General features: G+C 41.6%; 11 protein-coding genes, 2 tRNA genes and 1 pseudogene. All 14 read right to left on the bottom strand.

Annotation, left to right across the window (positions count from 1 at the left end; translation table 11 throughout):
- Window positions 1-50: 50 nt before the first annotated feature.
- A complete protein-coding gene (gene hslO, locus CKW02_RS00435) occupies window positions 51-926 on the bottom strand; it encodes an Hsp33 family molecular chaperone HslO (protein WP_003217983.1) in 876 nt (291 codons plus the stop codon).
- A gap of 15 nt (window positions 927-941) precedes the next feature.
- Window positions 942-1,718: a type III pantothenate kinase gene (locus CKW02_RS00430; protein ID WP_008341820.1), complete on the bottom strand. Its 777-nt coding sequence runs from the start codon at window positions 1,716-1,718 to the stop codon at window positions 942-944.
- A 162-nt stretch (window positions 1,719-1,880) separates the two neighbouring features.
- On the bottom strand, window positions 1,881-3,785 hold the full coding sequence (gene ftsH / locus CKW02_RS00425; protein ID WP_034620893.1) for an ATP-dependent zinc metalloprotease FtsH: 1,905 nt from the start codon (window positions 3,783-3,785) through the stop codon (window positions 1,881-1,883).
- A gap of 95 nt (window positions 3,786-3,880) precedes the next feature.
- A complete protein-coding gene (gene hpt / locus CKW02_RS00420; RefSeq protein WP_003217950.1) occupies window positions 3,881-4,420 on the bottom strand; it encodes a hypoxanthine phosphoribosyltransferase in 540 nt (179 codons plus the stop codon).
- A pseudogene (tilS, locus tag CKW02_RS00415) lies at window positions 4,417-5,839 on the bottom strand (tRNA lysidine(34) synthetase TilS). Before tilS ends, hpt begins: the two are co-directional and overlap by 4 nt.
- A 96-nt stretch (window positions 5,840-5,935) precedes the next feature.
- Complete coding sequence (locus CKW02_RS00410) at window positions 5,936-6,946, bottom strand: protein kinase domain-containing protein (protein WP_034620896.1); 1,011 nt, start codon at window positions 6,944-6,946, stop codon at window positions 5,936-5,938.
- Window positions 6,927-7,661, bottom strand: a complete 735-nt coding sequence (locus CKW02_RS00405) for a vWA domain-containing protein (protein ID WP_003217969.1) — start codon at window positions 7,659-7,661, stop codon at window positions 6,927-6,929. Before CKW02_RS00405 ends, CKW02_RS00410 begins: the two co-directional genes overlap by 20 nt.
- A gap of 77 nt (window positions 7,662-7,738) precedes the next feature.
- Window positions 7,739-10,222, bottom strand: a complete 2,484-nt coding sequence (spoIIE, locus tag CKW02_RS00400; protein ID WP_003217965.1) for a stage II sporulation protein E — start codon at window positions 10,220-10,222, stop codon at window positions 7,739-7,741.
- Between the two features lie 204 nt (window positions 10,223-10,426).
- A tRNA-Glu gene (locus CKW02_RS00395) sits at window positions 10,427-10,498 on the bottom strand.
- 26 nt (window positions 10,499-10,524) lie between these two features.
- Window positions 10,525-10,598 (bottom strand) — tRNA-Met (locus CKW02_RS00390).
- Between the two features lie 177 nt (window positions 10,599-10,775).
- Window positions 10,776-11,174 carry a S1 domain-containing RNA-binding protein gene (locus CKW02_RS00385; RefSeq protein ID WP_003217901.1) on the bottom strand — a complete coding sequence of 133 codons (399 nt, stop codon included), beginning with the start codon at window positions 11,172-11,174 and terminating at the stop codon, window positions 10,776-10,778.
- Window positions 11,175-11,256: 82 nt separating this feature from the next.
- Window positions 11,257-11,631: an FtsB family cell division protein gene (locus CKW02_RS00380; RefSeq protein ID WP_003217952.1), complete on the bottom strand. Its 375-nt coding sequence runs from the start codon at window positions 11,629-11,631 to the stop codon at window positions 11,257-11,259.
- Window positions 11,632-11,649: 18 nt separating this feature from the next.
- Window positions 11,650-12,288, bottom strand: coding sequence for a spore cortex biosynthesis protein YabQ (gene yabQ / locus CKW02_RS00375; RefSeq protein ID WP_003217942.1), 639 nt, complete (start codon window positions 12,286-12,288; stop codon window positions 11,650-11,652).
- The gene (yabP, locus tag CKW02_RS00370) at window positions 12,285-12,593 is read right to left on the bottom strand and encodes a sporulation protein YabP (RefSeq protein ID WP_003217974.1); all 309 of its coding nucleotides are present in this window, start codon (window positions 12,591-12,593) and stop codon (window positions 12,285-12,287) included. Before yabP ends, yabQ begins: the two co-directional genes overlap by 4 nt.
- Window positions 12,594-12,632: the final 39 nt, after the last annotated feature.

Below are 12,632 nucleotides of genomic sequence, written 5' to 3'. Positions count from 1 at the left end.
TCATCTTTCGTCTCCTTTCCATTCTAAAAAGAAAACCCGCTGCTTAGAGCTTAGCGGGTTATTTCTTCACGTAGCTCTTCTAGCTCTTCTTTTGTAAATACATACGTTTCGTTACAAAAATGGCATTGAGCTTCTGCTTGTCCGTCTTGTTCAATCATGTCTTCAATTTCGGCTTTTCCTAGGCTGATAATGCCATTAGAAAAACGTTCTTTTGAGCAGTTACAAGAGAATTCGACAGGTACAGTTTCTAAAATTTGAGGTTTTTCTCCGAGTACTTCTTCTAAGATTTCTTCTGGTGTCATCCCTTTTTCAATGAGTTTAGAAATGGGTTCAATGGTTGAGAGCCGCTTTTCTAATCTTTCAATGACAGCATCTTCTGTTCCAGGCAGCAATTGAATGATGAAACCGCCTGCTGCAAGGATCGAGTTATCTGGATTGACCAAAACCCCTACACCTACAGAGGAAGGCACTTGCTCAGAAGAGACAAGGTAATAAGTGAAGTCATCTCCAATTTCACCTGAAACGATCTCCGTTTGTCCTGTAAAGTGATCTTTCAGCCCGATATCTTTAACAACACTTAACGTTCCAGATGTCCCGACTGCACGTCTAACATCCAGCTTGCCATGTTCATTTAAGTCAAAATGGACTTGTGGGTTTGAGACATATCCGCGCACCTGGCCCTTTGCGTTTCCATCAGCAATGATGGCACCGATTGGTCCACCGCCTTCAATTTTGACCGTTAGCTTATTTTCACCTTTCAGCATAGCACCCATCATGACTGTAGCTGTCATTGTTCTGCCAATCGCTGCTGATGCTGTTGGCCATGTATGGTGTCTTCTTTGTGCTTCGTTGATTGTATCTGTTGTGTTTGCAGCATATGCTCGGACTTTTCCGTCATATGCTAACGCTTTAACTAAGTAGTCCATTCGATTTTAAACCTCCTATAGTACACCGACACGATTACGTTCATAAATGAGTTGAAGTCCTTTTAATGTTAAGAACGGATCGACAATATCAATGCAGTCTGATTCATTTCCAATCAATGTTGACAAACCGCCTGTTGCAATGACTTTCGGTGTTTGTTTCGCTTGCTGCTTCATCCGTTTCACTATTCCCTCGACTTGCCCAACATATCCATAAAGGATGCCGGATTGCATCGCACTGATGGTGTTTTTTCCAACAATGTGATCTGGACGGACAATTTCAATTCTCGGCAGTTTCGCCGCTCTTGTATATAAAGCCTCTGTTGAGATGGTAATACCAGGTGCTATTGCCCCACCCATGTATTGTTTTTGTTCATTGATATAGCAGTAGGTTGTCGCTGTGCCAAAGTCTACGACAATGAGAGGTGCCCCATATAGATGAATCGCCGCTACTGCATTCACAATTCGATCAGCCCCGACTTCCTTTGGATTGTCACACATAATGTTTAATCCAGTCTTCATTCCAGGCCCTACAATTTGGGGAGTTATGTGAAAGTACTTCTCGCACATTCTTTCTAATGCAAACATCATTGGCGGGACAACAGACGAGATGATAATTCCTTCTATTTGGTCAAACATCAGCCCGACATAATCAAATAAAGACCTGATGGCCATACCAAATTCATCTTCTGTTTTATGACGGCTTGTTTCAATTCGCCAATGGTAGTTTAGATCGCCATTATGATAAACACCTAAAACGGTATTTGTGTTCCCTACATCTATCACGAGTAACAACTTCATCACCACTTTGAATAGTTTCTCAAAAAGAGCATTTTTCGACTTTCTATCATACCATACACGAATTGAGTTCCATTTGTAAACAATTCGAAACCGATCCATTCAGGAATCGAAATAAAAAAAGCTGCCGATGATCCCGGCAGCTTTCACAGAAGGAGATTAGATCTCCTCATCTTCTTCTTTTTTCTTGATGTTCACTTTCACATCATCGTTTTTCTCTTCGTCATCTGCGTATACACGCTCTGGAAGCTTTCCAGTTTCGTAAAGAGATTTAATTTGCTCAGCATCTAATGTTTCAACTTCTAGAAGAGCTTGTGCGATGATTTCTAGCTTATCTTTATTCTCAGTGAGAATTTGTTTCGCACGTTCGTAGCTGTCCTTGATGAAACGCTGAATTTCTTGGTCAATTTCGTAAGCGATCGCTTCACTATAATTCGGCTCGTTGTTAAAGTCACGGCCAAGGAATACTTGACCTCCTTGTGCTTGACCGAATTGAAGTGGTCCAAGTTTATCAGACATACCGAACTCTGTAACCATTTTTCTTGCAATGCCAGTTGCACGCTGGAAATCGTTGTGAGCACCTGTACTTACTTCACCAAACGTAATTTCCTCTGCAACACGACCGCCGAGCAAGCCGACAATTTTATCAAGAAGCTCTGGCTTCGTTTGGAAATAACGGTCTTCTCTTGGAAGCATGACCGCATATCCGCCTGCCTGACCACGAGGAACGATCGTTACTTTATGCACCATGTCCGCTTCGTCTAGGATAAGACCAATGACGGTATGACCTGCTTCATGGTAAGCCACGATATTACGTTCTTTCTTCGAAATGACGCGGCTTTTCTTCGCCGGCCCAGCGATGACACGGTCAGTCGCTTCGTCGATATCACGCATATCAATTTTCTTTTTGTTATGACGGGCAGCAACAAGTGCTGCTTCGTTTAGTAAGTTCTCAAGATCTGCTCCTGAGAAACCAGGTGTTCTGCTTGCAATGGCTTTCAAATTCACTGTATCATCAAGCGGTTTGTTTTTCGCATGAACCTTCAGCACTTCTTCACGGCCAATGACATCTGGGCGGTCAACCGTAATTTGACGGTCAAAACGTCCCGGACGCAGCAATGCAGGATCTAGGATATCTGCACGGTTCGTCGCAGCGATGATAATAATACCTTCGTTCGCACTAAAACCATCCATTTCAACAAGAAGCTGGTTAAGCGTTTGTTCACGCTCGTCATGACCACCGCCTAGACCGGCTCCACGCTGACGACCCACTGCATCAATCTCATCAATAAAGATTAAGCATGGTGCATTCTTTTTCGCATTTTCGAATAAATCACGTACACGTGATGCACCGACACCGACGAACATCTCGACGAAGTCAGAACCACTGATGCTGAAGAAAGGAACGCCTGCTTCTCCTGCAGATGCTCTCGCAAGCAATGTTTTACCTGTACCTGGAGGTCCTACTAGTAAAACCCCTTTAGGAATTCTTGCGCCAAGCTCTGCGAATTTACGTGGGTCCTTCAGGAACTCTACCACTTCTACAAGCTCTTGCTTTTCTTCATCTGCACCGGCAACATCTTTAAATTTCACACGTTTCTTCTCTTCTGTGTAAAGCTTCGCCTTACTCTTACCAAAGTTCATAACACGGCTTCCACCGCCCTGAGCTTGGTTCAGTAAGAAGAAGAACAGGATAAAGATGATGATGAACGGAATGATGGTTGTCAGAACTTGCAGCCATCCATTTGTTTCAGGTGCTGGTTCTACTTTTACATCTGTATTCTTTAGTGCACTGTAAATCTGGTCAACACCTTGACCATCTGGAACATGGGTAATGAAGTATTCATCTTTCTTCGCGCCATCTAATTGACCACGAATTTCATAAACCCCTCTTACAGGCTGAATGGAGATACTCTCCACTTTTCCCGCACTTAGATTTTGCGAAAATTTGCTGTAAGACATGTTCTCAGGCTTTTGATTAGGGGATCCTAACCAACTGACTACCCCTATCACAAGTAATAAAATAAGTATATAAAAAATCGTATTACGAAAAACCCGATTCATTCCTTACCTCCTCCCACAGTAAGCACAACTATGTTCAATAGTATCATAGAAAATCATTCCAATACAACCAATAACCTCATGTATACGTATGCTGATTAGCCTTCGTAAACAGATGGTTTTAACACTCCAATATACGGGAGGTTTCGGTAACGTTCAGCGAAATCCAATCCATAGCCGACAACAAATGCATCTGGCACTTCAAATCCAACATAATCTGCTTTGATGTCTGCTTTACGACCGCTTGGTTTATCAAGCAATGTCACAATTTTTATGGAGTTTGCTTTACGGTATCGGAAAAGCTCTACCAGATAGCTCAAAGTTAACCCACTGTCGATGATATCTTCCATAATTAAAATATCTCTTCCTTCAACAGAAGTATCTAGATCTTTTATGATCTTTACTTCTCCTGAAGATACGGTAGATTTTCCGTAGCTAGATACATCCATAAAATCAAGTTCTAAATATGTATCAATGTGTTTGATCAGGTCTGCCATGAATGGAAGAGCCCCTTTCAAAACACCAATAGCCAGGGGAAATTTACCATCATAATCGCTGGTTAATGTTGCACCCAGTTCCTTCACTTTTTGCTGGATCTCTTCTTCTGAGATCAAAACCTTTTCAATATCTTGTTTCATGCTTTTGCTTGCCCCCTACAAATTTTCATGCTGTCTATATTGTAATACAATGAGATCGCTGTTTGTCATATCAATTTCTTCAAAAACGGATTTTTTCAGACCTGGGATCCAGATGATTTGATGATCCGAGTCAGTGACGATCGGCCAGCTGTCTCTTTCTGCAAGAGGCACTTTTTTATCAATAAATATATCCTTCACCTTTTTTGATCCATTCATCCCTTTAAGTTTCATTCGATCACCATTTTTTCGTGAGCGAATGATCAAAGGGAAACGAACTTGATCTTTTTGAAGCAAGAAAAAATGGTTTCCGTTCCGTGCATCCTTCGGAACATGATTTGATACCACGATAGACTGCCCATTTGGAAGGAAAAGCTTCTCTCCAAGCTCACCCTTTAAGTGAAGAGCATAAGTCTGGTCTAGTACAAGCGATCGTTCAAAGGTAAACATACAGTAATCATAAGACTTGACAGCTTGTAAACCTTTTGGCAAATCTAATGATCCAGACGGTTGTTCGGTATGAGATAACCAGTCCAAAGTCCCTAGAATATGCTGGTTTGAAAACGCTGATTGAGTGTTTTCATAAAGATAGTTTAATATTAGTTGAATGCCTCTTCTTTGTAAAGGCAAAGGCAGGTCAAGCAAAGGCTTCGTTTTGATCTTAATTTGCTTAGGCGATTGATTCGTTATCACTTGGTTCATTTGTTCCTTTGTTAATGCCTGCAAATATTGCTCATCTTCAGTCAGCATGTCACTTACAAACTGAAAGCTTTCATGTACATGAGGTGCCTCTTCTTTTAACACAGGAAGAATGTGTCTTCTTATCCGGTTTCTCAAGTAGTCATCTGTGTGATTGCTTTGATCAATGACATAGGGAATATGTTCTTTTTCACAAGCGGTCAGCACGTCATCCTTGGAATATCCAATGAGCGGCCGAATCAGCCATCCATCTTGATAAGGACGTTTTGCTTGGATACCTGCGAGTCCTATTCCAACTGTCCCTCTCACAAGCCTCATCATCATTGTTTCTACTTGGTCGTCTCCATGATGTGCAAGCGCTAGAAATTGAGCGTTGTATTGCTCCATCAATTGACGAAAGAAAGCATATCTGCACTCTCTTGCAGCTGCCTGTTTGTTTAAGTGGTTTTCTTTTGCATATTGGGCAACTTGTATGCGGGCCGATTTAAAAAGAATTCCTTGCTCCTTGCAGTATGCCTCAACAAATGCCAAATCAGCAAAGGATTCTTCTCCTCTGAACATGTGATCTACATGGGCTGCAATCAGCTGAAATGAACCTTTTCGACGTTTGTTTAGTTCGTGCAGTAAAAGCATGGAATCTGGTCCGCCAGAAACCCCGACAATGACTGTCGTATTTTCAAGGTAAACATCATGTTTTTTCAAAAATGATTCAATTCTATTCACAACTTCCTCCTCACAAAGAGCAGGTAATTTAAAGATATACATATCCTATCACTTTCAGTAGCTCCAAGCAAAGATGAAGCCTGCTTTTTTACAGGTCTATAGCAGGAACAAAACTACATATGCACAGTAAAGAGCAAGTACACTGCACACGATAAGAACAGTTTCAAAAAGCCCGCCTGATTTTTGGCGTACTGATGTTCTTTTTGCTGCTGCAACTCTCGATCGTGAAGTCGCCTGTTGATTTTGTTGAACAGCGGGCTTTTGCCCGTTTTTTTGCTGCTGCTTCTTTTGACTCGCTTTTCTTGAAGCGATCAACTGTCCTTCTTTCAGCATTGCACTCTTCATAGCCGCCGCTGATTGATATTTACCATGTAGAGCAGCCTTTAACACCCTTTCATAACGCTTTAATAAAGGATGTCCTTCAATGGCTCTGTAAAGCTGCTTTTCCGGTTCTGCTCCTTTTTTGAATTCTTTCTTATACGCACAGTTCACCATCACCATGCTTAAGGCAAACAGATCATAAGATGGCTCTGCCTTTCTTGTGCCGAATCCCCAATAGCCTCGATCAAAAAACTCGGTATACTCCTTGATTGCCCTGCCTGCTTTTGTCGTTCCCCCTACATCAATGCACCGGATCGCGGCCGGGGGACCTGACACGATGAGATTATCTGGCTTCAAGTCACCAAAAATCCAGCCTTCTTGATGTAAATGAGCCAGGTTAGATAAAAGTTGAACCATTAAAACAACGATCCACTCATCACCTTTTTGTTTTACAAATTCAAGTAGTAATGGGCCTCTGACATACTCCATCACATAAAAGGAACGCTTTTGAAGCATGCCGGGATAAATCGCATCATCCATATCATAAAAAGAAGGCCCCATGGTTTTCACAGGAGCCTTAGAAAAGGATTTTAACACATTGACTTCAGATGCAATGAGCATACTGTCATCACTCACTTTAAGGGCTACTTGACCATTTGGCGATTCGGCTAGATAGACAATACCGTTCGCCCCTTTTCCTAGCTCTTTTACGATGCGGTAATGATGGTGATGCCATTTCCCTTGAATCATCGTGCCTAACGGAATGTTAGAAGCCGAATTCATCATGCTCTTCCTTTGCTTCAAGCAGCCCTTTACGTGAACGAACTGATTTGAAATGCTGGAGTGCTTCTCGAAGCGCTGGTCCAGTTGGAGTAATTCCTCCCGTGGTCAGTTTCGGGAAAATAGATGACAGTGAATCGAATCGAGGCGTCCAATTCAACACAATTTCAGCATCTGAGTTTTTCCCGGGAAATATACACATTCCAAACTGATTTTCACCAATTCTTGAATTTAAACTAATGGAGAGGTCAATGAGTGCTTCTTTAACGGTCGGCAGCTTCGGTTTCATACTTGCACTTGTATCAACAAGCACAAGTACTTGAAGGTGAACCGTCTCTCCTAACTCATCGACTACTTCCATCACTTCCCCGCGCTTATCAGGCGGAAGCTCTTCAATTTCAGTGTCCTTACCAAGGATTTGCTGCAATTCTTTATTCACAACACCTTGCAAGGTTTGTGTCATCGCTTTTTTTGTAACCATTTGTACCGTTTGAGATAACTGCTGGACGTAGACAACTTGATGAATGCCTCCGCCTGCTAGAGCAATCCCCTCAACTTCTTTCATTGCTTCATGATCGTGTCTGTTTTCCTCCATAATGCCAATGACATTGACTGTAATCCCTTGTTCCTTTGCCAATGAGGCAATCGCAAGTGGATCTTCCCCGTGATTTGAGCAGCCATCTGTAATCAATAAGATTTGGTTTACGTGACCTTTTCGCATCTTCATTCCTCCTGGGATCGTAACTGAATGCTTTATATCCCCATCATCGCCAGAAGAAATTCATATTATACGATATTTCAAGAAATCTCTTGTTTCTCAAGATAGAATGTACCAGTCGGAATGGATGCCCATTTAGGCGTATTGTGATCAAGCCTGATGACAACAACCGTCATATCGTCATCAATTTGACCCGATCTTGTTCGAATGACCTCTTCCATTAATAAATCAGCAATCTCTTGCGGATCTTCTGTTTTAAAGCTTTTCATTTTGCGTTTCACCCAGAGATCATGATTTTCAATATGCTTTGGTCCTTCGAAAATGCCATCACTCATCATAATCAGCAGATCTCCTGCCTTCATCTGTTCACTCACAACCTCCACTTCAAATTCATCAATAATCCCAATCGGTAAGTTGCTCGCTTGTACCTTCATCACCTGATCACCCCGTTTAATAAAGCTGGGTGTTGAACCGATCTTAAGGAATTTACAGCTCGCATCCTGTAAATCAATAATGGACAAATCTAACGTTGAATAGATTTCATCTGTCGTTCGTAAAGATAAAATACTATTAATGGTTTTAATCGCCACTTTTTCATTGATGCCTGATGCCAATATTTTTTCTAACAGCTTAATCGTTTCATTGCTTTCAAAATGAGCCCTTGCTCCATTGCCCATTCCATCACTAATAGCCGCGGCATATTTGCCCGCACCCAGCTCCATCATGCTGTAGCTGTCTCCAGACACTAATCCTCCGCCTTTTGCTGCATGCGCTACGCCTGTAGCCACTCGATATGATTTTGCAGAGCCAAATACAACGTGGCAATAGCCTGTTGGGTGCTCTGCACACTGCTCTGCTTTGACTAAAATCTGTTCTTCTAAAATATCTGAGAGCATAGGGGCGATGATTTTTTCACATTCACCATGGCCCTGGCAATATGGGATTCTCATTTCAATATCGACATTCCCCTGCTCCAAGCTATAAATTTCTACTTGCTGAATTTCAATTCCAAAGTGCTGAAGTGCTTCTATCATCTGCTCTTCTTGAATAAAATGCTGTTCTCTTTCCCGTTTTATTTCCCGGGAAAAATCCTCCATCACTTGTGAGACACCCATCAGTTGTTCAGCTACAAGGCGTCTGCTGTCTTGGACTTTTTTCTTCAGAGTCTGGTTGGCTTTATAGTAAGCGATCTCCTCTTCAATCAATTCCTCGACATGTTTTGATTTTGAGCAGTGCTGGCTAAATTTCTTCTTCAATTTCCGGTTTTGCTCGTAGGTTTTTTCATCAGATTCATGCATAACTTGTTTCATCAGTTCATAGGTTGTATCAAAGTTCTGCACCCAGCATTTATTTTTCTTATAGCACGTTTGACAGGATCGTTCTGTGATCGTACTTAAAAAAAGATCTACATCCTCTTCCTGTTTCTTTTCTTCAGGAATGGAATCGTAAAATGTCGCAAAACTCTCAGACAGCGCATGAAATACATTAGAAAATTGGTCTACCTTTTTTGCTGTCACATCTCGTACTTTCCGGGCGTATTGTTGCTGTTCCTGTACATGCTCTACCGTACCAGGAATATATTTCGCTACCTTAGAGGTCACTGATTGTGGCGTGAGCAAGAAGAGCGCAACCGCAATCAATGATTCATATAGCGTGGTTATGAGTCCTGCTGATCCTTCTCCGTACAAGGAAATAAGTAAGGAACCCACAATTAAGCCAATGGCTGCGCCTGCTTTCTTCCCCTCTTTCAGCAATCCCCCTAATAAACCTGAAAAGGCAAGAAGACTCATCTGATAAAGGTTTCCGATGTTAGCGAGACCGAGAATTAATCCAGTCACGACACCCACTGTACAACCAATACTCGCTCCTCCAATAAAGGCAAAGCTCAGCACTACATATCGTGACAAAATATGCTCTGCCTGCATTCCTTGAAATGTGATGCCTGCCAGACCTGTTAAAACTGAGGCAATCAAAATCATAAAGCAAATAATTTCTTCAACCTTTAAGGAGTGTTTGATTTTCCTGACTGTAAAAATCGGCAGGCTTTGAAGGAAAATCAGTGTCAAAATGAAGGCAAGTCCTGCTTCGACACCCGCCATGACGTAATCGTAGCTTTGCACAGCACCTTGCTCTAGGTAAACAAACGCTCCTCTGGTGATCAGCATTGACAGCACAATGACAACCGGCAATGTTTTCACTGGGTCTTTGATGATGAAAGAAACCACCTTGGACATAAGAAGGAATACGATCAGCGACGCAAACACAAACAATGCATTTTGAGGTGAAATCGTCATGGCTCCAGCAAGTAAAGCGAGACAAGCAAGCATGGACTTATCTCTTTTGATAAGCAACATGGAGCCAAAGAAAGGCAGAGCAAACGGCATAATTTCAGATAATATAAAGGCTCGTCCTAATAAAAAACCAAGAACGACATAAATAAACCCTTTATAGAAAAAAAGAGAATGCGTATGATGAAGAAACAGGTTTTTCATCTTTTTTAACCCTGCACTGATTCTTTCAAACCCCGCTCCTGTTAAATCAGTTCTTCTTTCTAGTTTTTCCATCTTTTCATCCCCCACCTGATATTCGTTGCTTGTCATTATAGCGAAGGTGAAAAAGAAATTTTGTCAAAAGAAGTTGTCGTTTCCATAAAACGTTCGACGCTTTATTCGTCAAAAAGGCATACTTTCATGAAAGTCGATGTCTTTCATCAGAATTTTACGAAGACACAAAAAAACAGCTTTCCTAAAGAAAGCTGTTTTCGAAGATGACCCGTACGGGATTCGAACCCGTGTTACCGCCGTGAAAGGGCGGTGTCTTAACCGCTTGACCAACGGGCCTTGCTTTTATGTTCTAATAAAAAGGATAGCGGCGGAGGGGATCGAACCCCCGACCTCACGGGTATGAACCGTACGCTCTAGCCAGCTGAGCTACACCGCCATAATAAAAATGCGCTAAGAAGCACAAGATCTATAATACAAAGGAATCGCTTGTCCGTCAATAGGAAGTTTTAAATTAAATGACGAAATCTCAAAAAATGTCGTATGGATCAAGAAAAAAAGCACCTGCGGACAGCAGGTGCTTTGTTGTGAAAGATATATAGAAAGCAGCAACAAGTTAACCTCTTCTTGCTCCGCGTCCCCCACGTTTTGATTCCGTGTTACGTTTTAAAGATGTTAAGCGGTCTTCACTATCTTTTAAGAATTTGTTCATTTTTTGCTCAAACGATTCCTTCGGACGGAAATCATTTCTGCTCGGTCTTGATTGTTGTTGTTGAGGACGATCTTTTGCTTTTTTAATGGACAAGCCGATTTTACCGTCTTTTTCAACGTTAATCACTTTCACTTCAACTTGTTCACCGACTTTTAAATGCTCATTAATATCTTTTACATAGTTATCGGCTACCTCACTGATATGAACGAGACCAGTTGAACCGCCTGGCAACTCCACAAAAGCTCCAAAATTTGTAATGCCCGTAACTTTCCCTTGTAACTTGCTGCCAACTTCAATCGACATAAAAAAAGTGCTCCTCCTTAGACTTATAAAAAAATCTCATTTGTTCAATTATACATAAACTGAATTTTAAGTGTCAACAAGGCTAATCGCTCTTATTGCCCACATCAAAGATTTTTTCGCCTTTTTTGGACATATAATAGTCTCGTCGTGCCAGTTCGAGTACGTATTCCTTGCTTTTCAGCTTTTTAATTTCATCAGAAATATCTTCCTGCTTTGTTTGTAATTGCTTTAATTCTTTTTCGAGCGCAACCTTCTTCTCTTCTTTTTCCTTTAATGAGGACGATTGCGACCAGAGGGCACTTGTCACCAAGACAGCAAACATGAGCACGATCACACCAAACACGGTAAGCCTTCTAAGGAGTCCACGGCGTTTGCGTTTTAAGCGTTGCGCTTGCTGTTCCATTTGTTTTTGGTAATCATTTTGAATTTGTGCGATATTTCTTTTTCTCTTGTTCAAGGTTGAAGGCCTCCTCTCTTACTTTGTCCAGAATTGTTTCCATTTCGTTTTGATGGTACCAGATAATTTCTTGGTCCCTTGTAAAATTCCTGCTCCTTTAGAGAAAAACAATCTCATTGATGTTCGCCATTTTTCGGGAATCCGATGAATAATGGTCACATTAAGTAACCAGATGAGCGGATAACAAACAATGGACAGCACCTTCCACACGAGCCGAAACGTAAAACGAACAAGACGTAAGAGCGAGTGGAACAAGAACAGTATAACACTTATGACCATTGTGACAATCCAACGGATCGGCTGGAAGACGATCGACATGACCAGCCTTTTAAGGATGAGAACGGTTTGATAAATACACATCGTGATAAATTTGAGAATGTTCATATACAGCTGTTTCATCAATGCCTGATACATCGAGAAACCTAGTGCAACGGCTAGAAAGATATAAAGCCTGAATTCTCCCTCATTTGTCAGCAGCAGAACATAAAAGAATAAGAGACCCTGTACCAGCCAAAAAAGGAGATCGTGTATAATCAAAAGCCATTTTGCTGTCTTTTCCCGATTCACAAACAGCTTGTACGTATCAAGCGATGCGCCCAGCCAGATGCCCATCGCTACCATCGAAAGCATCGTATAAAACTGGACTGTCAGCGTCATTTAAACAGCTTGCTAAAAAATCCTTTAGCTTTCTCCCCGTGCTGCTCATCTACATAAATTAAGTCAAAGACACGTCCTTTAATCGACACAACGCCTTTTTCGACGTCTAGGTTTTTCATTTGCAGATTTTCTCCACGGATAGCGAGAATCCCCATGACCGTCTCAAGCAGAAATTCTTCATTATCAAAGCTTTCCACCTGTTTGACGCCGGTAATATCTAAATGCTTTCTGTTTCGCATTGTGATATTGTGCTCCGCTTCTGATGACAGCTTCGTGCCTTGAGGTTGATTATAATATTGATTCATTTATACATCCCCCATATCTCATACTTGCATTGTTACTGC

The sequence above is a fragment of the Bacillus pumilus genome, from assembly GCF_900186955.1.
GTDB lineage: Bacteria > Bacillota > Bacilli > Bacillales > Bacillaceae > Bacillus > Bacillus pumilus.
Note: the sequence above shows the minus strand (reverse complement) of the source record. Positions and strands in the feature narration are given on the sequence as shown.